Here is a 23,226-nt window from a genome sequence, read left to right on the forward strand (position 1 = left end):
AGTTCTTATCTTATCTGTTGTTTTATCAGACTTCTGAATTCTCTTCCAGCTCTATCTCCAGGATGGATTGGGTGTCGGGGGTGATTCTGCAGTGGTCTGATGTTCTTTCTCCGATGAGCCAGATGATTTCGCCTGTCTTGTCGGTCAGTACATGTTGGCTCATTTTCTCCATATAGTTTCGCTTGCGGTCTGTCAGATAGTCGCTTACCAGCTTCGTTCCCTTCATGCCGAAAGGTTTGAATCTGTCGCCCTGCTGGGTGAGTCGATAGATGAGCGGGAAACTTACCTGATCGGCATCCAGGGTGATGCGATGGCTTTCCTTGCTTGGCGTAAAGTCGGCTGTGCGAGGGTAGCGGCGAATCCTGATTCTCGTGTTTCCTGCAAGACTGTAATTTCCTTCTTCCGGAAGGCGGAATGCTTTTTCTTTCTGCAGGTTCTCCATTTCTTTCAGGGGTGTAACGAGCAGATTTTCGCGGTCGATGCAAAGCATGTATTCGTTGCTTTTCCAAATCTTGCCTATTCCACCGTCCTGACTGTTCATACTTTCTATGATGCCGTCGATGGTTTCACCATGAAAACCATAGCTGCCGATGAGCTGATGGAGCATGAACTCCGGACTTGCCGCCTGCATCACGAGTTGCTTGCCGATGGTTATGGTATTGCTGGAATCATCGGGCTGCGATGGTACGCCCACAGCATCATCTAGCATCATCTTAGCCTGTCGGAGGTATCTAGCCGATTGGGCGATGTTCTCCCTGGCAGCAGGATTCAGCGTTTCCAACAGCGGAATCACGTGATGGCGGATCTTGTTGCGCAGGGCATCATCCTCCAGGTTGGTGGAGTCGGTGACGTAGTCTTGCCCCTTTTCTGCGAGATAGTCCAGGATGTCCTGGCGGCTGATGCAGAGTAGGGGGCGCAGGATGTTTCCGTTTTTGGGAGCAATGGCAGCGAGTCCATCCACCCCCGAACCTCTCAGCAGATTGAGCAGTAGCGTTTCCACGTTGTCATCTCTGTGATGCGCCACGCAGATGCCGTCGGCTTCGATGTCTCGGGCAAGTTGAGCGAAGTAGCGGTAGCGCAGATCCCTGGCAGCCATCTCGATACTCACCTTGTGCTTTTCGGCATAGGTGAGGGTATCGAAGTGGATGCGATGCAGGCAGATGCCTTCACGCTCGCAGAGATCTACGCAGAATTGTTCGTCGCGCTCGCTTTCTTCGCCACGCAGGTGGAAGTTGCAGTGGGCTGCATGGATGGACATCCCCAGGTTCTTGAGAATCAGGAGCAGAGCCACACTGTCTGCTCCTCCTGAGAGGGCAACAATATAAAAACCGTCGTGCTTCCACATTCCATGGCGCACGATATAGTTTCTGACAATTGTTTCTATCTTGTTCATATTCTATATTCCTGAATCTTTTCGACCTGTACGGTTGAAATTGTTTTTAAGACTAGAAGAAAGTTCCGTTCAAAATCATTGAACGGACATTCAAAACCATTGAACGGACATTCAAAACTATTGAACGGACATTCAATATCACTGAACGAAGCTTTCTACTAACTCTAGAAACATTTTCCTTTAAAGGTAGAAAGTAATTCCTTTAATCGAATTTATTCCCCCTGCCTTGAAAAACTAACTTTGAAGTTTCCTTTAATGTCCTTCTTTCAGAAACTCCTCAGCGCGCTGGAGATCTTCCGGGGTATCGATTCCCACGGTCTCAACGTCTGTGGTTCCCACCTTGATCTTGTATCCGTTCTGCAACCAGCGCAGCTGTTCCAAGCTTTCTGCAATTTCGAGTGAACTTTGTGGTAGCTGGGTTACCTCTCTGAGCACCTCCTTGCGATAGGCGTAGATGCCCAGGTGCTTGAGGTAAGGGAAATGCTGGAGCCACTCCTCTCGCTCCTTACCTCGTACGTATGGGATGACGCTGCGGGAGAAGTAGAGAGCGAATCCCTGGTTGCTGACTGCGATTTTCGGACTGTTTGGATTCTCAACAGCCTCCATCGTGGTGAAAGCCTTGCCCAAGGTAGCAATTTGGGTGGTTGGGTCATCGAAGCAATGGCAGATGGTTTCCAGCTGGCTTTTTGCCACGAAAGGTTCATCGCCCTGTACGTTGACGATGACATCCCAGTCGCCGCCAATCTTCTCGATGGCTTCCTCTATACGGTCGGTTCCGCTCTTGTGGTCGGTACGGGTCATTACCGCCTTACCGCCAAAAGCTTCCACAGCATTGAAAATGCGCTCATCGTCAGTAGCCACGTATGCTTCTTCTAAAACAGCAGCCACCTTTTCATATACATGCTGAATAACAGGCTTGCCACCAAGCATGGCAAGAGGCTTGCCAGGGAAACGCGTTGAAGCGTATCTTGCTGGAATAATACCGATAAATTTCATAAGCTTCTTTTTTATTTTTTCTCTTGAGAGATGTTTCTGTTTATCGCTTCAGAGCGATGTTGTAATTGTAATAATGTGTATTGCCGGTGATGTCTTCGAGCACCTGGATGAAAGGAGGAAACTTCACGCTCTCGCGTTTTGCGATGCCTTTGGTTTCCAGGATCATCAGGTCTTTTACTGGCTCTGAGAATGAATCCAGCTCGAAGTACTGACCTTTCCAGATAAAGCTCTTGCGGTGCTTGCGGATGGTAGCACGGTAAGGGTCTGCCTGCTGCAGCATATTCTCGTAGAGATTGGCGCTGATCTGTCGCTCGGTCTCAATCTGTTCGTTGTCGGCTACGCGCTTCTTGGTGGTGTGAACATATACGTACTTGCCACCTTCGAATCCACGGCGACGGAGACGGATTTCGCTGCCTGGTTCTCCCGAAAGATAGGTCTGAACGATATCGCTGTCGATGGCATTAGGAACTTCGCCGGTCAGTTTCACGATATACTTTCTTTCCTCCTCGATAGGTTGTGGAATTCCCAGCACATTGCTGATCTCCTTGAGCACACGGTTCAGCTTGTTGTTGAAGTCCTCGTGGTTGTTGATTACTCTCAGATGTGGATGGCCCTTCCAGGCAGAAACGATTCTCTTGTCCAGTTCCCTGGCTATCTGCAATCCCTTTTCGTCAGCCTTTTCCACTCGCTGGGCATTGTTGGCTGTGGTGTAGAATTGTTCAGCGCCATCTGCGGCAGAAACCAGATGCAGTACGGCATCGTAGCGTTCACGCAGCTGGGTGTTGGTGTATCCCTGCTCGGAGATGATGCGGTTCCAGAAGTCTTCTGTCAGATAGGTGGAGATATCCATCGTGCCACGGTCGCAGACGATGATGACGGGCTTGTCGATGGTTTCCGCCATTTTGGTGAAACTGTCTTCCAGTCCAATTTGAGTCAGGAAGGTAGCTTTTTCTCCCTCGAAGAAGAACTTCTCGTTTTTGGTGAGATAGTTCATACCTGCCTGGGTGAACATGGTAGGAACCTCAGGAATCGTAAACACCTTGTATCCAAGGCCAGAGAAGTGGTCGATTATTTTTACCAGCGCAGTGGTTTTACCTGCGCAAGGACCACCTGTAAGTACAATTTTCTTAATTGTATTCATTATCTTATTTTTTGTTATTATCAGATGCGTCATGGGATGCGTCAAGCGCCCTCATTCCTTTTATGGGTGCAAAGATAGCAATAAATTCTTTAAGAAAGAAAAAAACTTTCGTTTTTATTTTGTATTCTAAATGAATTAATGTATCTTTGCAAAGTAAAACGACAAGAAATAAGACAAGAAATAACAGATGATTTACTTCATTTCAAAGAAATTAGAAATATCAGCAGCCCATTCGCTTACCCTCAGTTACGAGAGTAAGTGCAGCAGTCTGCATGGTCACAACTGGCAGATAGAACTCTTTTTCGTGGGCAGAGAGTTGAACCAGGATGGTATGGTGATAGATTTTACCCATGTCAAGAAAGCGGTGCATGGCAAGATGGATCACGCCAATCTCAACGAGGTGTTTGATTTCAATCCTACCGCCGAGAATATCGGAAGATGGCTCGTGGATCTCTTCCCAGAGTGCTATAAGGCTACGGTGCAGGAGAGCTTCGGCAATACTGCCGTTGTGGTTGACGAAGAGAAAATCAGAGGAATCGAGCATCTGGTTCCTTAAAATCGGAGCTGGTAATTTGTTGTACTTTCTCAAGTGGTTCAAGAACGGGCTGAAGGCCCAAAAGCTCCTAGCCCAGGGCATCGCCCTGGGTAGAGTCGCAATCAGCAATGCGCCCTGTAAGGGCAAAAGCTTTTTAATATTAAGGAAAAATGTATAAAGTAAACGAGATATTCTATTCCCTTCAGGGAGAAGGAAGATGGTCGGGCAGGCCAGCCGTGTTTGTTCGTATGAGCGGCTGCAATCTGAAATGTCCTTTCTGTGATACCGATTTCAAGGGATATAAGGAGATGAGCGCCGAGGAAATCCTGGCTGCGTGCCTGGAAAAGGGTGGCGATTGCCGCTTCATCGTTCTTACCGGTGGCGAACCAACCCTGCAGGTGGATGCGGAACTCATCCATCTCCTGCATCAGCAGGGATATTATCTTTCGATGGAAACCAACGGCACTCACGTGGTTCCTGAGGGCATCGACTGGATTACCTGTTCGCCTAAGTTGGACTTCACGGAGGGCGGCGAACTTGCCTTGAAGAAGGTGGATGAGCTGAAACTGGTCTTTGACGGCGCCCACGAAGTAAGCAATTATGGATTGGAAGCCACCTATCAGTATCTGCAGCCTTGCGATGTGGGTAATGATGCCCGCAACCGCTTTATCCTCTCCGGCTGCATCGACTATGTGAAGCGGCATCCGGAATGGCAGCTTTCACTCCAGATGCATAAGATTGTGGGTATCCGATAAATCTCTCAAGATCATCACAAAATCATCATAAAACAACAATAATAATATAATGGAAAAAGTAAAGACTTTGATTATAGGTAGCGGTCCTGCGGGATATACAGCTGCCATTTATGCAAGTAGAGCTGGTCTCAATCCTGTATTGTATTCTGGTATGCAGCCAGGCGGCCAGCTTACCATCACCACGGAAGTAGAGAACTTCCCAGGTTATCCTAATGGCGTGGATGGCACTCAGATGATGATGGACATGAAGGAGCAGGCTGCCCGCTTCGGTGCGGATCTGCGCGACGGAAGCATTTCCAAGGTGGATTTCTCTTCCCGCCCTTATCATCTTACCGATGAGCGTGGCAACGAGATTGAGGCTGATACCGTAATTATCGCTACAGGTGCTTCTGCCAAGTACCTCGGTCTGGCTGATGAAGAGAAATATCGTGGACAGGGCGTTTCAGCCTGTGCTACCTGCGATGGTTTCTTCTATCGCAAGCGTACGGTTGCCGTAGTGGGTGGTGGTGATACTGCCTGCGAGGAGGCGATGTATCTCTCTGGTCTTGCCAAGAAGGTGTATATGATTGTGCGCAAGCCTTATCTCCGTGCTTCTGAAATCATGCAGAAGCGTGTGAAGGAGAAGGAGAACATCGAGATTCTTTTCGAGACCAATACGCTCGGCTTGTTTGGCGAGAATGGAGTAGAGGGTGCTCATCTGGTTCGCCACATGGGTGAGGTCAACGAGGAGAAGTTTGATATTGCCATCGATGGTTTCTTCCTGGCTATCGGCCATAAGCCTAACACTGATCTCTTCAAGGATTTCATCGATTTGGATGAGCAGGGATTCATCAAGGTGGTTCCTGGTACTGCAAGCACCAATCTTCCTGGCATCTTTGCTGCCGGCGATGTTGCCGACCCGGTTTATCGTCAGGGCATTGTTGCAGCCGGCTCTGGTGCCAAGGCTGCTATCGAGGCAGACAGATATTTGCAGCAGTTGTAATCACAGAACTTATAAAAGTTAGATAAAAACAAATCCGCAGGAGTTTAGTATAACTCTCTGCGGATTTTTTTGTATGGAGAAAAGTTTCGCGGAAGATGAGGGATTCAAACCCCCGATACCCGGAAGAGGGTATACCGGATTTCGAGTCCAGCGCATTCGGTCACTCTGCCAATCTTCCTTTGCCTGATGTCGTTTGAACGACGATGCAAAAGTACTGCTTTTTGATGAACCGACAAAATATTGAACGAAAATTTTAACTAAATTAACCCTCAAGCCTCTAACGTAAATATTTGTTGTTAAATCAGCCATACGCCCTGAAAGGGCAGAAGCTCCTAGCCCAGGGCATCGCCCTGGGTAATGACGCCATTATAATAAACGCCCTGTAAGGGCAAAAGCTTCAAAAACCTAGTGATTATAAAGCTTTTGCCCTTACAGGGCGCATTGCTGCCTGATGCTATACCCAGGGCGTTGCCCTGAGCTAGGAGCTTCTGCCCTTTCAGGGCGTTGGGGGATGACAGAAGCTTCCGTCTTCAGCTTTATTTGCTTCCGTCTTCAGCTTTACTTGCTTCCGTCTTTTTACATTACTTGCTTCTTGCTCTCTTGCTCCCGCTTTTCTTCTTCACCTCTTTCTTCTTCTTGATTCCGAAGAGGTCGCGCCAGCCATTGAAATCCTTTTTCATGATTAGACCGAGACCTTGCGTGTTGAGGCTGTTTCGGGTGAAATAGCGGTCGTTGGTCTGATTATACATGCGCACGGCGAGATTGCCGTTCGGGAAGATGAGATAACGGAGATCGAAGTCGCCGATGAAACTCTGCGTGGCATTCGCATTGTCGCGATAGCCAAACTGACCATTGAACAGCAGGCGATTGTTGAGCAGCCTTCCGCTCAGGATTCCTTCGTACTCTGCATTGTTGAAGCCTTCATCGCCCGTAGAGATGTTGGCACCGAAATTCCAGTTGTTGCTCTTTACCACATTCGATAATACGGTGTTGAGCTGCTGCGAAATCGTACCGCTCAGGAAACTCTGCATCGCCAGTGAGGTCTGACTCTGCTGATCGGCATCCTCGCTGCTCTGGTTGTTCTTGGTCTGCGCATAGAATCGTCCGATGGCGAGCAGATAGAGCACCTGCTGGTTCATCTCTTCCTGCGAATTGATGACTGAGTAGATCATCTGCTTGGCATCCGAGTTCACCGTAGGCAGGTCCATTGTGAAATCTACGCTCGGCGATTGAGGGGTGCCCGTGATGTTCATCAGGCAATCTACTCGGATGTTGTTGCTGCTGAACGAACGGCCGATGCTCAGGTCGCTCAGCGGAACACCGTTCACCGTATATTTCGCCTGCAGATTCAGTGGCGCATTGTATGGATTACCACCGAAGGCGATGGTTCCGCCCGGCATGAACTCGAAGTCTTTCTTGATTACATTCTGTATCGTGAGCTTATATACTCCGTGGTCCACCACATAGTTGCCGAACATATCGAAGGATCCCTTGTTAAACCAGTTGGCTCTTAGTACGCCATTGCCGTTCAGTGTGATGTAGTCGCCGCTCTGAGGGTCCATCATCAGCTTCAGCGTCAGGTTCGGGGTGGCATTCACCAGGAAGTTGATGCGCATGTCTGACGAGAAGTCGATGTCGTCGTCTGCATCTTTCTGCTGCTGCTTCAGACTGTCGGTCAGCTCCGGAGCGATGTCGTGCCAGTGGATGAAGCTCTTGTCGCTGATGGCATCAGGGCTCGCCACGTTATATACGAAGATGCTGCCAGGTCCCGGTTCTGCATCGATGTCGATGATGGTTTCGCCGCTCTTGCCGTGGATGCCCACCTCGCCGGTGGCATAGACGGTACCGTAGAAGGTGTTGTCGCCAAACTCATGGGTGTCGTAGCCCAGGAAATTGTGCGCCTTCAGGGTGAGGTCGTAGCTCAGTCGGGTGAGGTGCTTGTGATGGATACCGCCGCTTACGAGTGCCATGTTGTGGTTGCGGTCGAAGATGGTATCATTGTTCAGCAGGATGTCATCCGGAATGGCGTGGGCATGCAGATTCTTGAAACTGTACTCGGTGCCCAGCTGCTTCATGTGCATCTTGCCGGTGGCGTAGAGGTCGCCTACCAGGTTGATGTCGCTCAGGTCGCCCACCAGATTCACCTTTCCTTTCGCCCTTGCCTGGATGTCGTCCATGAAACTGCCGCAGAAGCTCTCCATGAATTTCATATTCGTGCCCTGCGCCTCGATGCCCAGGTCTATGTAGTTTCGCTTCGGCGATACATATCCGTTTATCAGCGTCTGGTGCTCCTCGCCCTCGTCAGCCACGGCGTTGATGTCTATCTGGCTCAGTTCCTTGTTGAAGTTTACGTTGGCATGAAGTATTCCCATCGGACCGTGTTCGAACTCGAAGTCCTTGATGTCGAGCTTGGCGTAGGCGTCAGGATCATTGAAGATGCTCTTCACTATCGCCTTGCCTGAAGCCTTGCCTGAGAAATCCACCGAGTGGAAGTTTACGAGGTTCAGGATATACTCCACATCCACATCCTTCAGCTGCGCCACGATGGAGTCTTCCTTGTTCGGGGTGGCGAGTCCGTTCACCGCCACATGCTGGTCGCCGTGGCTCACCTCGAAGTTTTCTATCTCCAGGTGGTTCTTGCTGTAGGTGATGTCAGCCGGGTGCACCTTCCAAGGCTTTTCTCCTATATGGATTACCGATGGCTTGATATCTACGTGGGCGGTAGAAACGTTGTCCGTATTCTTGTAGAACTGCGCCTCGGCATTCAGCGCCCCGTGGATAGGCAGGCTCTTGGAGTGGTTGTTGTAACCCAGCGATGCCATCAGGGTGTTGTCGGCTGCCGCTGCCTTCACGTGCAGGGTAGGGCTGATGCTGCCCGCTGCTCCCGTCTTGATGCGCGCATCCACCTTCAGCGTGTCGCCCTCGGTATTCATCTGCAGGGCTCCGCCGCTGTAGTCGCTGCCGTTGTAGCTGAAGGCTGGCAACTGTGCTGTGAGGTTTACCGAGCGGTCGAGGTCGGAGATGTTTCCGTCTATCACCACCGGCTGCTGGATGTCGAGCGGCACGCCCAGCATTCTCTGCAGTATTTCGGTAGAGGCTATTTCTGCCTGTATACTGAAGTTGTTTCTTGCCTTGTCGCTGGTCTTTCCGATGCCAGGAAGGGTAGGCAGCTTGCTTGCCAGCATGTTGGTCATGGTCTGAACCAGGGTGCCGTAGTCGTACTGTCCCTTTACGTGGATGTTGGCGAATGGTGCTTCCAGGTCCAGATAGCTGTCTGCTCCCTGGTTCTTGGCGCTCACCCTGATGTCGTTCAGGGGGTAGGTGTTGTCTGCCATCTTCACGCCCAGTACGGTAGGTTGCAGATGCGCCAGGTTGAGCTGGGCTTCATACTGCTTCTTCGGGATGGAGTACTTGCCCGCCACCTGCAGGTTGATATTCGGGTCGGCGATGGAAGCGATTCCGTCGATGAGTCCCTTGTTGTAGCTGCCGTCCAGCCTGATGTTGCGGAATCGGTAGTTGTTGAAGTCGAACAGCGGAATCTCGCCCTTTGCCACGAGATGTTCCTTGGTACCCTGTGCGGTGAGGTGTGCGGCGATGATGCCCAGCTTGGCATTGTCGAGTATCTTGCCCAGGTTGATGCCCTTGGTATCCACCTTAGCGTAGAGCTGCTTGCCGTTCTGGTGGGCGTCGATCTCCACGTTTCCTGCGTCGGTGCGCAGTACGCCCTTGGTTCCTATCTGGCTCTTGCCTTTTCCGCTGGCTACACCTTTATAATATATGTTGCCCAGTCGGAGCACCTCTTTCGGAATCTTCACCTGGCTGCCCAGGTTGGCGGCTATCTGCTCCACGCCCTCGTCAGAAACCTTCAGGGTCTCTATGTTGGCGAGCCAGTGCAGCTTCCGGTTCCAGTCGCTTGCCTTGGCGTTCGCCTTGAGCAGGATGCTTCCGCTCTGGGTCTTGAAGTGGAGCTGGTGGATGCGAGCCGATGTACTGGTGCCCGAGAAGTGGGTGTCGATGTAGAGGGCATCGTTCCATTTTCTGAGGATAGGAGCGAAGCAGGCGACATCCGATAGGGTGATGAGCGATGGCTTGATGCCGCCCTCAAACTGCAGCGTTTCGCTGATGAGCTTTCCCTTCTCGTCTGTGCGGTAGGTGGCGATGAGGTCTTCCAGCAGCAGGTGGCTCTTCGGGAGTTCCAGCTGGAAGTCGCTCAGGCGCGCCTGATGCTTGTCTGCATTCACCTTGAATTGCAGATTCTTTACTTGAAGTCCTGATTTATCGGTGAAGGCTATCTTCTTGATGGATAGATGTATATCGTTGTCTGTGAGATGATGCAGTGCGATGTGTGCCGAGAGATTGCTGATGCCGATGTGTTGAGGCGAGAATACCCCCGCAGCCGATGCGATGTCGCGCTGGTTGTAGGCGATGGATCCGTGGCGGATGATGACGCTTCCGATGCGCAGGTCGAGTGGCTTGTGCTGGGTGGTATCCTTCGAGGCGAGCGAATCGAGCATGAACTGGATGTTCATGTCGCTCTTGGCATTCTGCCTGTAGATGTTGGCTCTCAGACCGAAGAGCTGTGCCGATGAAACCGAGATTTTTCCGTCTTTCAGCGGCAGCAGGTCCACCTTTGCCGAGAGTCGTGAAGCATAGATCATGCTGTCGCCTTTCTGGTCGAGCATCTTTACATCATCGATGATGATTCGGTTGAAGAAACCCAGGTTGATCTTTCCCACGCTCACTTCTGTTCCGAATTTCTGGGCGAGGGCAGTGGCTACGGTAGAGCCGAGGAAGGTCTGTACTGGTGGCAGGTGCAACAGTACGATGAGTATCACATAAAGGGCGAAGATAGTCCAGATGATACAGCTGATGATATGTTTAAATCGTTTCAGAGTCTTATTAATATTTAATGTTAATTTGCAATGGGCATTTGCCGTTAATTTGCAATCTGTGTTTGTCAAAACAGGCTTGCAATCTGAATAAGTCTTGAATTTTAGCCACAAAAGTACTTCTTTTTTGTTACATTATCAAATAATTTAGTGATTTTTCTTCCTCGTCTTACTTTTTTTTGCTATTTTTGCAGCATAATTTGAATGTTTTCACAAAATAAAACCAGAAAATCAGTTTTAAATATAATATTTTTAATGTAGTTATGGCAAATGTAATTAAGTTACGTAAAGGCTTGGACATTAACCTTACGGGTAAGGCTTCCAAGGATGTAGCCATCCCTGTGGTACAGGCTAGCGAGTATGCACTCGTGCCTGCAGCCTTCGTGGGTGTTACTCCTAAGGTAGTTGTACGCGAGGGCGACCATGTCAATGCCGGAGATGCCTTGTTTGTGAACAAGGCTTGCCCAGAGGTGAAGTTTGCCTCACCAGTGAGCGGTCAGGTTACCGCCATTGAGCGAGGGGAGCGTCGCAAGGTGCTTTGCATCAAGGTGAAGGCAGACGCTGAGCAGACCTCTACGGATTTTGGTAAGAAAAACGTTGAGTCGTTGGACGGTGCAGCCGTGAAGCAGGCGTTGCTCGAGGCTGGATTGTTCGGTTACATCAACCAGTTGCCTTACGCTGTATCCACCACACCGGATACCACTCCTAAGGCAATCTTCGTTTCTGCCCTCCGCGACATGCCGCTCGCTGCCGATTTCGAGGTAGAACTCGCTGGCAATGAGGAAGCTTTCCAGGCAGGTTTGACAGCCTTGAGCAAGATTGCGAAAACTTATCTTGGCGTTGGAGTTGAGCAGCACAGCAATGCGCTCGGCGAGGCTAAGAACGTGGAACTCAATGTGTTTGATGGTCCTTGTCCTGCTGGTAATGTAGGCGTTCAGGTGAACAACATCGACCCTGTAAACAAGGGCGAGGTGGTTTGGACTGTAGATCCTGCATCGGTAATCTTCTTCGGTCGCCTCTTCCTTACTGGTAAGGTTGATCTCCACAAGAAGGTGGCTGTAGCTGGTAGCGAGATGAAGCAGACCGGTTACGCTAACGTGTTGGTAGGTACACCATTCTCAGCTTTCGTTGAAGCACAGCTGAAGGCTACCGCACACGTGCGCCTGATCAATGGCAACCCATTGACCGGTACCAAGACCACCATGGCAGATTACGTAGGCGGACACACATCAGAGATCACAGCCATTCCAGAGGGTGACGACTGTGATGAGATGCTGGGCTGGATTCTTCCACGCACCAACCAGTTCTCTACATCGCGTTCTTATCTCTCCTGGCTCTTCGGCAAGAAGAAGGAGTACAATCTCGATGCCCGCATCAAGGGTGGCGAGCGCCACATGATTATGAGCGGCGAGTACGACCAGGTTCTCCCTATGGACATCTTCGGTGAGTATCTCATCAAGGCAATCATCGCAGGCGATATCGACAAGCAGGAGCAGCTCGGTATCTATGAGGTTAGTCCTGAGGACTTTGCGGTAGCTGAGTTCGTGGATAGCTCTAAGCTCGAATTGCAGAAGATAGTACGTGAGGGCTTGAACACCCTGCGCAAGGAGAATGCTTAGTTTTTAGTACTGTTAATTATTAAAATAATGAGTGCATTAAGAAATTATCTCAATAAGATAAAGCCTAACTTCCAAGAGGGAGGTAAGCTGCATGCCTTCGAGAGCGTGTTTGACGGTTTTGAGAGCTTCCTGTACGTGCCAAATACGACAGCGAAGAGCGGAGCCAGCATCCACGATTCCATCGACTCGAAGCGCATCATGAGCTTTGTGGTAATCGCCCTGATTCCTGCATTGCTCTTCGGTATGTATAATGTGGGATACCAGAATTTCAAGGCTGCAGGCACATTGGATGCTGCCAGCTTCATCGAGGTCTTCGGCTTCGGATTCCTGGCTGTCCTTCCTAAGTTGCTGGTTAGCTACATCGTGGGTCTCGGCATCGAGTTTGCCTGGGCTCAGTGGAAGCACGAGGAAATCCAGGAGGGTTACCTCGTCAGCGGTATCATCATCCCATTGATCATTCCTATCTCTACACCGCTGTGGATGCTCGCCCTGGCGTGCGCCTTCGCAGTCATCTTCTGCAAGGAAATCTTCGGTGGCACGGGTATGAACATCTTCAATGTGGCTGTGGGTGCCCGTATGTTCCTCTTCTTCTCATATCCATTGGCTATGAGTGGTGATAAGGTTTGGGTGGCTAAGGATGCTATCTTCGGTCTGGGTAACACCCTGCCTGATGGCTTCACAGCTGCTACTCCTCTCGGTCAGCTGGCTCAGGGCAGCATGCCTTCAGCTAGTCTCTGCGATTCTATCATCGGTTTCATTCCTGGCTGTATCGGTGAGACATCAGTCATCGCCATCGCCATCGGTGCCATCATCCTTCTCTGGACAGGCATCGCATCATGGAAGACCATGGGCAGCGTATTCGCAGGCGGCATCGTGATGGCGCTTATCTTCCAGGCTCTCGGCATGACACCTATCGCTTGGTATGAGCACATCGTTCTCGGCGGTTTCTGCTTCGGTGCCGTGTTCATGGCTACCGACCCTGTAACCTCAGCCCGTACCGAGAAGGGTAAGTACTTCTACGGATTCTTCATCGGTGCCATCGCCGTTATTGTACGTGTGATGAACCCAGGTTATCCAGAGGGTATGATGCTCGCTATCTTCTTCGGCAACATGTTTGCTCCACTCATCGACTACTGTGTCGTTCAGAGCAACATCTCTCGCCGTGCTAAACGTGCTATTAAATAATGTAGGAGGAATGTAGATATGAAGACAAATTCAAATAGCTATACTATTATCTATTCGGTTATCATCGTGGTAATCGTGGCATTCCTGCTCGCGTTTGTGTCTTCTTCACTGAAGGCAACACAGGATGCCAACGTGGCTCTTGATACTCAGAAGCAGATTCTGAACTCACTGAACCTGCGCGACCTTGACAACGCTACTGCGGCTGCCAAATATAAAGAGGTGGTGAAGGACGAGAAGGAGAAGGATGGCATGAAGTATTACGAGTGCGAGATTGATGGTCAGAAGAAGACTGTTTACTCCGTGAAGGGTATGGGTCTCTGGGGCGGCATTTCAGGCTTCATCGCCGTGGATGCTGACAACAACACCATCTATGGCGTATATTTCAACCACGAAGGCGAGACTGCCGGACTCGGTGCTGAAATCAAGGACAACTTGAAGTGGCAGCAGAAATTCCAGGGCAAGAAGATTCACAAGGATGGAGTAGAGGGCATCGCTCTGGGCGTTGAGAAAGACGCTCCTGCCAGCGATCCTAACAATGTGGATGCCGTTACCGGTGCTACATTGACATCCAACGGTGTGGATGCCATGCTCAAGGAAGGTCTTGCTAAATTCATTAAATAATTAAGCGAAATTATGGCATTATTTAGTAAACAAAATAAGGAGGCATTCATCAAGCCACTGAACGGCGACAACCCTGTGCTCGTGCAGGTGCTTGGTATCTGTAGTGCCCTGGCTGTTACTTCTCAGATGAAGCCAGCCATTGTGATGGGACTTGCCGTTACTATCATCACGGCATTCTCTAACGTGATTATTTCCATCATCCGCAACACCATCCCTCAGCGCATCCGTATCATCGTCCAGCTGGTGGTAGTGGCTGCCCTGGTTACCATCGTGAGCCAGGTGCTGAAGGCTTTCGCCTACGACGTGAGCGTGCAGCTCTCAGTGTATGTGGGTCTGATCATCACCAACTGTATCCTGATGGGTCGCTTGGAGGCGTTTGCCATGATGAACAAGCCTTGGCCTTCATTCCTCGATGGTGTAGGTAATGGTTTGGGTTACGCCCTCATCCTCGTGATTGTGGGTGCTGTTCGTGAGTTCCTGGGCCGCGGCTCATTGCTCGGTTTCCAGCTGATTCCAGAGGGAGCTTACGACTTTGGATATGTTAACAACGGTATGATGACCATGCCAGCCATGGCATTGATTCTCGTTGGATGTGTAATCTGGGTACATCGTGCCTATATTTATAAGGAGGAGAAGTAAGATGGAGCACGCAATAAGTTTGTTTTTCCGTTCGATTTTCGTCGATAACATGATCTTCGCCTACTTCCTGGGTATGTGTTCATACTTGGCAGTATCCAAGAACGTGAAGACCTCTTTGGGCTTGGGCTTGGCTGTAACCTTCGTGTTGCTCATCACCGTGCCTGTAGATTACCTGTTGCAGACCAAGGTGCTCAGCGCCGATGGCATTCTGGGTGTTGACCTCACTTACCTGAGCTTCATCCTCTTCATCGCCGTCATCGCCGGTATCGTGCAGCTGGTAGAGATGATTGTAGAGAAGTTCTCACCATCGCTCTATGCAGCGCTGGGTATCTTCCTGCCATTGATTGCCGTAAACTGTGCCATCATGGGTGCATCGCTCTTCATGCAGCAGCGCATCCTGATGGATCCTGCCAATACTCAGGCTATCACCTCTGTATGGGATAGCATCGTTTATGCCGTAGGTTCCGGACTGGGTTGGACTCTTGCCATCGTTCTGATGGGAGCCATCCGCGAGAAGATGCAGTATTGCGACGTGCCAAAGCCACTGCAGGGACTCGGCATCACATTTATCACAGTAGGCCTCATGGCAATGGCTATGCTTTGCTTCTCAGGCTTGAAAATCTAAAATAGGAGGACTATAGATATGGGTAATACATCATTTATATTGGCTAGTATCGGAGTTTTCCTCGTGGTGATTCTCCTGCTGGTTATCATCCTGCTCGTGGCTAAGAAGTATCTGAGCCCTAGCGGAAATGTAAATATCGAAATCAATGGCGACAAGACCATCAACGTGCCTCAGGGCAGCAGTTTGATGACTACGCTGAATGAGAACGGCATCTTCCTGCCTTCTGCCTGCGGCGGTAAGGCAAGCTGTGGCCAGTGTAAGGTTCAGGTGCTCGAAGGCGGCGGCGAGATTCTCGATTCTGAGAAGCCTCACTTCACCCGCAAGCAGATTAAGGACCACTGGCGTCTGGGATGCCAGTGCAAGGTGAAGGGCGACCTGAAGATCAAGGTGCCTGAGAGTGTGATGGGCGTGAAAGAGTGGGAGTGCGAGGTTATCTCCAACAAGAACGTTTCATCATTTATCAAGGAGTTCAAGGTGGCTCTGCCTCCAGGCGAGCACATGGACTTCGTTCCGGGTTCTTACGCTCAGATCAAGATTCCTGCATACGACTGCATCGATTACGACAAGGACTTCGACAAGGATCTCATTGGCGAGGAGTACATCGGAGCATGGAAGAAGTTCAATATCTTCTCTCTCAAGGCTCACAATCCAGAGCCTACCGTTCGTGCTTACTCTATGGCGAACTATCCTGACGAGGGTGACATCATCACCCTGACCGTACGTATCGCCACAACTCCATTCTTGCCACGTCCACAGGTAGGATTCCAGAACGTACCAACAGGTATCGCTTCTTCTTACATCTTCTCATTGAAGCCGGGCGACAAGGTAATGATGAGTGGTCCTTACGGCGACTTCCATCCTAACTTCACATCAGGCAAGGAGATGATCTGGATTGGTGGTGGTGCCGGTATGGCTCCATTGCGTGCACAGATCATGCACATGACCAAGACTTTGCACACTACCGACCGTGAGCTTCACTTCTTCTATGGCGCGCGTGCATTGGGTGAGGCATTCTTCCTTGAGGATTTCTGGGAGCTTGAGAAGGAATTCCCTAACTTCCACTTCCATCTTTCATTGGACCGCAAGGACCCAGTGGCAGATGCTCAGGGCGTGAAGTACTACGAGGGCTTTGCTGTTAACTGCATCCGTGACACCTACTTGAAGGATCACGAGGCACCAGAGGATTGCGAGTACTATCTCTGCGGACCTCCAATGCTGATCAAGACTGTAACAGATTATCTGGATTCTCTGGGAGTTGATCCTGAGAGCATCATGTATGATAACTTCGGATAAGTTTTTCAAGATGGGGAATTGTCCAGAAAATGTTCGGAGCTTTTTTTTGGTCAATTTCTCAATTGGCGAGCGGCACCTGCTTTTTGCGGGTGTCGCTCATTTCGTTTTAGTATGTTAGGGGGGTAATGTATGGTGGTGCCCTTCATTTTATGAACCCCGCCTGGCGTCCCCCGTGGATTGCCCCCGCCAGGCGTTCCGACGGATTTGCAATCCGTCGTTAAAAAAGGTTCGACCTATAAACACCTGGGGATTTGTAATCCCCCAATAAAAGGAAAGCATACTCCTTTGCTGCGGATTGCAAATCCGCAGAGCCTAAATAGGTTAGGACATTTTTTAACGCCGGATTTCAAATCCGGCGGGACGCCTAGCGGGGTACGGGGGTGAGACGTTTCGACCCAAATAGCCCAAACAATTTCCCCTGTGCTAAAAATATTTGAAATTGTGTTTGGTAAATTCGGAATTTCTTCGTAACTTAGCAGCGCAAAACGTAAAGCATGTAGGAATATGGCAAAAATAGTAAATTTCTATCCTGTAGGAATACAGACATTCTCAAATATCAGAGAGGAGAATTATCTCTATGTAGATAAGACCCAATACATCGTGGATTTTCGAGAGAAAAAAATGAAGTACGTCTTTCTGAGTCGTCCAAGGCGATTCGGCAAGTCGCTCTTTGCCTCTACTCTCCAGGCTTATTTTGAGGGAAGAAAGGAACTCTTCGAGGGATTAGCCATTGCTGATTATGAGAAGGATTGGGTGAAGCACCCAGTGCTTCATTTCGACTTGAGCGGTGCCAAGCACTTTGATGCTGATGCCTTGAACAGTTATCTGAATCTACAGCTTTTGCCTTACGAGAAACTTTATGGTAAAGGAGAAGGAGAAATTTATCCTAACGAGAGGCTGGATGGTATCGTGAAGCGGGCTTACGAGCAGACGGGCGAAAAGGTGGTTGTTATCATCGATGAATATGATGCTCCTCTGCTGGATGTGGTGCATGAAAAGGAAAATCTGCAGCCGCTTCGCCGCATCATGCAGAATTTTTATAGTCCTCTGAAAAAGCTCGACCCATACCTGGAGTTTACCTTCATCACGGGCATCACCAAGTTCTCACAGCTCAGCATCTTCAGTGAACTCAACAATCTCGATAACATCAGTATGTTCGACCAGTATTCGGCAATCTGTGGTATCAGCAAGAAGGAACTTACCACGCAGATGAAACCGGATATAGAGGCTTTGGGAGAAGACCTGGGCATGACGTATGAGGAATGTCTGGCAGAGCTGACAAGATTCTACGACGGTTATCATTTCAGCAAGAAATCAGAGGATGTCTTTAATCCGTTCAGTCTGGTAAAGGCGCTGAATGCACGTGACATAGCCCCTTACTGGTTTGGCTCAGGCACACCAACTTATCTTATCAAGACGCTGCAGAAGTATCACGTCAATGTGATGGATATTGAGAAGAAATCGTGTGACGTGGATGACTTTGATGTTTCTCCGGAAATGATGACTTCAGCGCTTCCGCTGCTCTATCAGAGCGGTTATCTCACCATCAAGAAGTATAACCCGATGTTGCATCGCTATACTTTGGAATACCCTAACAGAGAGGTGAAGATAGGCATGCTCAAGAGTCTTGCGCCCAACTATCTCTCGCCAATATCTTTGGATAATAACAGTCTGGTAGGTGATTTCCTGGAAAAGCTTTATGATAACGATGTAGAGGGGGCGATGGTGCGCCTGAAGGCTTATCTTGCCAGCATCTCCAATCGTTTGAGCAACAAGAGTGAACGTGATTTCCAGACCGTATTCTATCTTATCTTCAATTTGATGGGTGCCCACATGAGGGTAGAAGAGGATAGTGCGATAGGCAGGGCTGATGCCGTAGTGTATATGCCTGATGCCGTATTTGTTTTCGAGTTGAAGTATGATGGCTCTGCCGAGGAAGCAATCAGGCAGATAGATGAAAAGGGCTATCTGATTCCATATTCTGCCGATGGCAAGCGCCTGTTTAAGATTGGCGTTAATTACGACAGCACTCAGCGTACCATCAGCGATTGGAAAATAAGGGAAGAATAAGGAAATTGAGAGAAAAAAGTTCGACCTGTACGGTTGAAATTACCCAATACGCCCTGAACCAACGGTCACCGGCCGAAAGAAAAGGTAAAGGGCAGAAACTATCAGGTAAGCCCCACACGCCCTGAAAGGGCAGAAGCTCCTAGCCCAGGGCATCGCCCTGGGTATAATGGCAATCAGTAAGTCGCCCTGTAAGGGCAAAAGCTTTGTATTTCGTCTGGTATATGAAAGCTTTTGCCCTTTCAGGGCGACAAGTTTGTGTCCGTAATAACCCAGGGCGATGCCCTGGGCTAGGAGCTTCTGCCCTTTCAGGGCGTAAGGGGACGGGCTGGGTGGTGACCTTCATTTTATGAACCCCAGCACATTGGGTTGGAATGGCGGGGGAAAGGGATAATAAAAAACGATGCTTGCAAAAATCTGCAAGCATCGCTTTTTATTGTTTTTGTGGTATGTTTGATATTACATATTATTTATTAATGTTAATGTCGCTGTTATTTGTTGTATTTTCATCCCAAGCTTCTACATCTGCTTCGAAGTTGATTGGCTTCAAGATTGAATGGCCATCCTTATCATAACCACCGCCGAAGATGAGGGTGTAGATGTAGCGCTTGCCTGGCTGCCAATCTGCCTTGAAAGGAACATAGAGCTCGTCAAATGTAGTATCGCCACCGAAGAGGTAAGCACCACTCTGCTTAATCTTACAAGTAATCTTCAGATAAGACTGCTTTGCTGTAGTTGTAGCATCTATGTTACCTTTTAAATCCCATTCTGTTAATTTCTGAGGAATGAATAACATCGGTCCCTGTGTTGAAATGTTAGTAACCTCATCTGTTTTTGCCACCTTAATGCTCTCATCCATTACCGCTGTAAATCCTTTTGGCTGGTAAGATATTGTAGTTGGAGCCCAATCCTTCTGTGAAGGTTCTCCTTCTGGAATTGTAAATGTTCCGCCCCAATAGAAATTATGAATACTGAGTGCTTTGATTTCTACCTCCATATTTGCATATTGTGTCTTTGCTTGGAATACTACTTGAGACAATATATGCTTAAAGTTGAACTTAACAAATCCATCATTGTTTGTTTGGGTCTGATTCTTGGTCACGGCATACATAGCATCAATGTTTTTGTGATTATAATACTCGCCTTTGCTATTTTTGACATATTCATCAGAGCAAGCGTATGTTATTTGCTTTTTCTCATTTGTAAAATTCCAAGAGAAGATATTTGTGCTGCCTGGATTGACCGCATAAAAATTAAGTGCAGTTGTTGGCCAGTAGCGAAGTTCATTTGGATCATTATAAACCCACTTGTTAGTCTCAGTCTCATACTTGATTCTAACTCCGTACAGATGGTTATCATCATTCTCTTTGTCACCCATAAAGATTTCACCATCTGCGCCATTGTTGTACTTATATGCGAACACATTGAAATCGGTCTTCTTTAAATCCTCGGTCGTGTTGATAATGTTTGCTCTAGTCTCCGCCTTATTACCAACTACATGAAATCCGATAGCGTTGTTAGCTGTTGTTTCTACATTTGCAAGCTCGTTGTCTGATGAGCATGCTGAAAGCAATGCCATAGAGGCCAATGCTGTTCCAAAAATTACCTTTTTCATAATTTTACAGTTCTTTTTTTATCTTTTACTATTGTTAAATTTATTTTTTACTATTTCAAGTTTTATCCTTTGCTATTTCAAGTTTTATCCTTTGCTATTTATAGCTTTATCTTTTACGATTAAAAGCTTTATTTTCGGATGCTAAACCCTTAACATATAATGTCTTCATTCACATCCGCCCAATCATCAACTCCTACATCGAAGCCGGCACCACCGCTGGAATTATTTCCACCGTTGCCTCCTCCGCCTCCTCCGTCATTCTTATTATCCGGAACGGTGAAGTTGAAATTGATGATGAGATGCACATCACCGATATGCCCCCTTACGGGAACCGAGTGAATCTGTGCTGAAACATCCTGCTCTAAGACATACACCTTGCCATTTCTGCTCTTCAGGTATAGCTTGAACACCTGAGACGAGGCGATACTCTGGCAGTAACCGAAGGTGTAGAAACCGCCCTTGATCTGATTACTGGCAGTCTCGCCTCCGAAAAGGAGATTCTCCGAAACCCCATCGGGCAATCTGTCTTCCGCCATCAGCAGCGATCCTGACATCCCCGAAAGACTCGCACGGATATCCGCCACTCTTTCCAGATTCTGGATGCCATTCACCTCGTAGGTGTATCGGCTCACCATCCTCTCCGGATACAGGGTGATCACCTTCTCCGTGCCTTCTGGAATATTCTCCAGCGATACCCAGTCGATGTGGTCGCCACAGAGCCAGGAGGGAGTGGTGCAGGCTTTGGCGCTGTCGGGCGCCAGTACGCTACGGGTCTTGGCAAGATACTCTACAAAGCTGTTGGGATTCTCCCAATAGATACCGCTCGTATCGTAGTTGTAGCAGATGACGCGATACTCGTTTTCGGGCAACTCAATCTGCCTTCCTTCTCCGTTCGGAAAATCGAAGATCCACGGCTCGCCCGTGCCATCTTTCGGAAAGAAGATCACTCGCATGCCTTCCGGCTTCTGAAAATCCTCATATCGCTCCCAGTTGAATTCCACCCTCAAAGAGCGGAACGAGGAGGTGACGTAGCGGAATTCCTTGTGCTCGCACGACGAGAGTATCAGAAGAAAGAGTATCAGGCTGAGGGCTTGGATGATTCCAGAATCTCTGAAGATTCCTGAATCTCTGAAGATTCTAAATCCTCTGAAGATTCTAATCCTGCTCATTTCCGCCTCCTTTCTCTCTGTTCTTCCTGCCTGAGAACTTGCGGTTGGTATTGCCGTTTCCTATCAGCCATACCAGCGAAATCTCTGCCTTGGTGGGACCTATCCAGCGGCGCTCCTTGGTGGATTGCCATACGTAGTAGTCAGCCTCGGGCTTATACTCATGATAGATGCCGCCCCAATAGCCGGCACCGATGGTGAAGTCGATGTTCAGCCTTCGGGCAATGGGCAGCGAATAGCCGTATTCGGCTCCCACGATGTAGTTCATCTTGTCCCAGAGCGTGCCTCCGGGCTTTCCGCCCATGTAGCCGCGGCCTCCGGTTTCGAAGTCGTATGTGAATATCTGACCGTAGATGCCGATGTGATGCCCGGTGAGCGGTTTCTCCTCGGCTGCCTTTCCCCACCATTTTCTGATGGCGATGTCACCGCCGTAGGCTCGCCAATACCAGTGTCGGCGGTCGGTCTTCCACCATCCGTACATCCAGTTGGCAGCCACCGACCATCTTTTTCCCAGATACATCTCCACTCCGATGTTCGGAATCAGGAGCGCATCGTAGAGCATATTGGTCCGGATGTCCATATAGAAGGGTTTCCGGATTCGCTGCGATGCGATGAACTGGGTGTCGGGGGCGACGATGATGGTATCTGCCGGTGGGATGAACGCTGCAGCAGTGGTATCCGATTTCTGAATCTCCGAATTCAGATTTTCCGTTTTCGGAATCTCCGAGCGATGCACCTTCTCGTACCATAGATGCAGCTTGGATGATCGGAGCAGCGGGAAGTATTTCCTGTACATATATAAATAAGGTGTACCTCCTCGCAGCTTTTGTATCTTCTGCAGATGACTCTCCTCCGCCTGGGCACCGCTTTTCTGTTCGCTGGCTATCTGGCGCAGCATGGAAAGGGTTTCCTTCCGGTAGGGGAGTTGTGGATCATTTTCCACCAGCCTGATCAGGCCATTCCAATCTCTTCCTAAGTAATGGGTAGTTCTTAGCGAATCGGGTAATTCACCATAGCGGGAGAGATAATCGAACAATACCTTTGCTCTTTTCTCTGACAGCCATCGGTTGAATTTCACGCTTCCCTCGGGTGAGGCACCGCCCACTACGAGGATCTTTCGCAATTGATAGGCAGAGTCTGCGCAAGTGATGCGCATCGCATCTGCTATCCTGTTCAGTGCCGATTGGTTGTTGCGCAGGGTAGGAACCAGTTCTATCTTTCCCTGTTTGAAATAAATCCTTATAGAATCCTGCATGTCCTGGTGGTTTTGAGCCGCAAGGCTTGCCCCATAGAACATGAAAGCCATGATCAGAATCTTATTTCTTGTTAATCCACACATTATTATCAATAGAGTTTTAAACTCAAGATCTTATATATCTTTTTACTTGTTTACCTATACTTTTGTATTCGGCTGCAAATTTAGTGAAAAATAATGAATTATAGGGGGGGGGAGTCCGTTAATAAAACTTAATCGTGATAAAATTGTAATAGTTTCATCTATATATAAATATGTATGGCTGAAAAAATGATATGTGGAGTTTGCAATTGAAATGTTTCTAATAATGCTATTTTGTGCGGGTTATGCTATTTACAACTCGTGATTGTTTATTGTTTCCGAACAAATTAAGCCCTCTTGTATAATGTAGAGGATGGCGCTGATGTCGGCTCTGGAATATACGCTGCCGTGAGAAGTGATGTGCTTGGC

17 protein-coding genes and 1 tRNA gene are annotated in these 23,226 nt (G+C 48.9%); 10 read left to right on the top strand and 8 right to left on the bottom strand.

What is annotated here, in order from left to right; all coding sequences use genetic code 11:
* Positions 1-25: 25 nt before the first annotated feature.
* From tilS to DW657_RS01265, 3 genes are all read right to left on the bottom strand, one after another.
* Complete coding sequence (tilS, locus tag DW657_RS01255; RefSeq protein WP_118311111.1) at positions 26-1,393, bottom strand: tRNA lysidine(34) synthetase TilS; 1,368 nt, start codon at positions 1,391-1,393, stop codon at positions 26-28.
* A gap of 252 nt (positions 1,394-1,645) precedes the next feature.
* Positions 1,646-2,389 (bottom strand): 3-deoxy-manno-octulosonate cytidylyltransferase, encoded by a 744-nt coding sequence (gene kdsB, locus DW657_RS01260; RefSeq protein ID WP_117664004.1) that lies wholly within the window; start codon positions 2,387-2,389, stop codon positions 1,646-1,648.
* A gap of 40 nt (positions 2,390-2,429) precedes the next feature.
* Positions 2,430-3,530: an AAA family ATPase gene (locus DW657_RS01265; RefSeq protein ID WP_089542473.1), complete on the bottom strand. Its 1,101-nt coding sequence runs from the start codon at positions 3,528-3,530 to the stop codon at positions 2,430-2,432.
* 190 nt (positions 3,531-3,720) lie between these two features.
* Between DW657_RS01265 and DW657_RS01270 the strand changes: the two genes are divergently transcribed.
* The 3 genes from DW657_RS01270 (at position 3,721) to trxB (ending at position 5,802) form a co-directional block, all read left to right on the top strand.
* Positions 3,721-4,086, top strand: a complete 366-nt coding sequence (locus DW657_RS01270; RefSeq protein ID WP_089542795.1) for a 6-carboxytetrahydropterin synthase — start codon at positions 3,721-3,723, stop codon at positions 4,084-4,086.
* A 149-nt stretch (positions 4,087-4,235) separates the two neighbouring features.
* Entirely contained in the window at positions 4,236-4,820 is a 585-nt protein-coding gene (locus DW657_RS01275; protein WP_118311112.1) for a 7-carboxy-7-deazaguanine synthase QueE, read from the top strand.
* 49 nt (positions 4,821-4,869) lie between these two features.
* On the top strand, positions 4,870-5,802 hold the full coding sequence (trxB, locus tag DW657_RS01280; RefSeq protein WP_118311113.1) for a thioredoxin-disulfide reductase: 933 nt from the start codon (positions 4,870-4,872) through the stop codon (positions 5,800-5,802).
* An 89-nt stretch (positions 5,803-5,891) separates the two neighbouring features.
* On the opposite strand, the gene DW657_RS01285 is transcribed toward trxB, so the two are convergent.
* Positions 5,892-5,980 (bottom strand) — tRNA-Ser (locus DW657_RS01285).
* Positions 5,981-6,383: 403 nt separating this feature from the next.
* Positions 6,384-10,637: a translocation/assembly module TamB domain-containing protein gene (locus DW657_RS01290; RefSeq protein WP_233546580.1), complete on the bottom strand. Its 4,254-nt coding sequence runs from the start codon at positions 10,635-10,637 to the stop codon at positions 6,384-6,386.
* Between the two features lie 317 nt (positions 10,638-10,954).
* Between DW657_RS01290 and DW657_RS01295 the strand changes: the two genes are divergently transcribed.
* From DW657_RS01295 to DW657_RS01325, 7 genes are all read left to right on the top strand, one after another.
* Positions 10,955-12,310, top strand: coding sequence for a Na(+)-translocating NADH-quinone reductase subunit A (locus DW657_RS01295; RefSeq protein WP_118311114.1), 1,356 nt, complete (start codon positions 10,955-10,957; stop codon positions 12,308-12,310).
* 27 nt (positions 12,311-12,337) lie between these two features.
* The gene (locus DW657_RS01300) at positions 12,338-13,495 is read left to right on the top strand and encodes an NADH:ubiquinone reductase (Na(+)-transporting) subunit B (protein ID WP_089542477.1); all 1,158 of its coding nucleotides are present in this window, start codon (positions 12,338-12,340) and stop codon (positions 13,493-13,495) included.
* Positions 13,496-13,513: 18 nt separating this feature from the next.
* The gene (locus DW657_RS01305; RefSeq protein ID WP_118311115.1) at positions 13,514-14,116 is read left to right on the top strand and encodes an FMN-binding protein; all 603 of its coding nucleotides are present in this window, start codon (positions 13,514-13,516) and stop codon (positions 14,114-14,116) included.
* 12 nt (positions 14,117-14,128) lie between these two features.
* Entirely contained in the window at positions 14,129-14,755 is a 627-nt protein-coding gene (locus DW657_RS01310; RefSeq protein WP_118311116.1) for an NADH:ubiquinone reductase (Na(+)-transporting) subunit D, read from the top strand.
* Position 14,756: 1 nt separating this feature from the next.
* On the top strand, positions 14,757-15,380 hold the full coding sequence (gene nqrE / locus DW657_RS01315) for an NADH:ubiquinone reductase (Na(+)-transporting) subunit E (protein WP_117664010.1): 624 nt from the start codon (positions 14,757-14,759) through the stop codon (positions 15,378-15,380).
* An 18-nt stretch (positions 15,381-15,398) separates the two neighbouring features.
* Complete coding sequence (nqrF, locus tag DW657_RS01320) at positions 15,399-16,673, top strand: NADH:ubiquinone reductase (Na(+)-transporting) subunit F (RefSeq protein ID WP_089542481.1); 1,275 nt, start codon at positions 15,399-15,401, stop codon at positions 16,671-16,673.
* A gap of 504 nt (positions 16,674-17,177) precedes the next feature.
* Positions 17,178-18,743: an ATP-binding protein gene (locus tag DW657_RS01325; protein WP_118311117.1), complete on the top strand. Its 1,566-nt coding sequence runs from the start codon at positions 17,178-17,180 to the stop codon at positions 18,741-18,743.
* Between the two features lie 463 nt (positions 18,744-19,206).
* On the opposite strand, the gene DW657_RS01330 is transcribed toward DW657_RS01325, so the two are convergent.
* The 3 genes from DW657_RS01330 to DW657_RS01340 all read right to left on the bottom strand — a co-directional run bounded on the left by DW657_RS01330 (position 19,207) and on the right by DW657_RS01340 (position 22,860).
* Complete coding sequence (locus DW657_RS01330; RefSeq protein WP_118311118.1) at positions 19,207-20,355, bottom strand: fimbrillin family protein; 1,149 nt, start codon at positions 20,353-20,355, stop codon at positions 19,207-19,209.
* Between the two features lie 149 nt (positions 20,356-20,504).
* Complete coding sequence (locus DW657_RS01335; RefSeq protein ID WP_118311119.1) at positions 20,505-21,524, bottom strand: DUF5119 domain-containing protein; 1,020 nt, start codon at positions 21,522-21,524, stop codon at positions 20,505-20,507.
* Positions 21,511-22,860 (bottom strand): DUF3575 domain-containing protein, encoded by a 1,350-nt coding sequence (locus tag DW657_RS01340; RefSeq protein WP_118311120.1) that lies wholly within the window; start codon positions 22,858-22,860, stop codon positions 21,511-21,513. Before DW657_RS01340 ends, DW657_RS01335 begins: the two co-directional genes overlap by 14 nt.
* Positions 22,861-23,226: the final 366 nt, after the last annotated feature.

This window comes from Prevotella sp. AM23-5 (genome assembly GCF_003473645.1).
Classification (GTDB): Bacteria; Bacteroidota; Bacteroidia; order Bacteroidales; family Bacteroidaceae; genus Prevotella; species Prevotella copri_A.

What these genes read in the sequence shown, in the direction of transcription:
- DW657_RS01275 (WP_118311112.1), top strand. Translation starts at nt 4,236, where the DNA reads ATGTATAAAGTAAACGAGATATTCTATTCCCTTCAGGGAGAAGGAAGA.
- DW657_RS01295 (WP_118311114.1), top strand. Translation starts at nt 10,955, where the DNA reads ATGGCAAATGTAATTAAGTTACGTAAAGGCTTGGACATTAACCTTACG.
- DW657_RS01340 (WP_118311120.1), bottom strand. Translation starts at nt 22,860, where the DNA reads ATGTGTGGATTAACAAGAAATAAGATTCTGATCATGGCTTTCATGTTC.
- trxB (WP_118311113.1), top strand. Translation starts at nt 4,870, where the DNA reads ATGGAAAAAGTAAAGACTTTGATTATAGGTAGCGGTCCTGCGGGATAT.
- DW657_RS01305 (WP_118311115.1), top strand. Translation starts at nt 13,514, where the DNA reads ATGAAGACAAATTCAAATAGCTATACTATTATCTATTCGGTTATCATC.
- DW657_RS01265 (WP_089542473.1), bottom strand. Translation starts at nt 3,530, where the DNA reads ATGAATACAATTAAGAAAATTGTACTTACAGGTGGTCCTTGCGCAGGT.
- nqrF (WP_089542481.1), top strand. Translation starts at nt 15,399, where the DNA reads ATGGGTAATACATCATTTATATTGGCTAGTATCGGAGTTTTCCTCGTG.
- DW657_RS01300 (WP_089542477.1), top strand. Translation starts at nt 12,338, where the DNA reads ATGAGTGCATTAAGAAATTATCTCAATAAGATAAAGCCTAACTTCCAA.
- DW657_RS01310 (WP_118311116.1), top strand. Translation starts at nt 14,129, where the DNA reads ATGGCATTATTTAGTAAACAAAATAAGGAGGCATTCATCAAGCCACTG.
- nqrE (WP_117664010.1), top strand. Translation starts at nt 14,757, where the DNA reads ATGGAGCACGCAATAAGTTTGTTTTTCCGTTCGATTTTCGTCGATAAC.
- tilS (WP_118311111.1), bottom strand. Translation starts at nt 1,393, where the DNA reads ATGAACAAGATAGAAACAATTGTCAGAAACTATATCGTGCGCCATGGA.
- DW657_RS01325 (WP_118311117.1), top strand. Translation starts at nt 17,178, where the DNA reads ATGGCAAAAATAGTAAATTTCTATCCTGTAGGAATACAGACATTCTCA.
- DW657_RS01330 (WP_118311118.1), bottom strand. Translation starts at nt 20,355, where the DNA reads ATGAAAAAGGTAATTTTTGGAACAGCATTGGCCTCTATGGCATTGCTT.
- kdsB (WP_117664004.1), bottom strand. Translation starts at nt 2,389, where the DNA reads ATGAAATTTATCGGTATTATTCCAGCAAGATACGCTTCAACGCGTTTC.
- DW657_RS01335 (WP_118311119.1), bottom strand. Translation starts at nt 21,524, where the DNA reads ATGAGCAGGATTAGAATCTTCAGAGGATTTAGAATCTTCAGAGATTCA.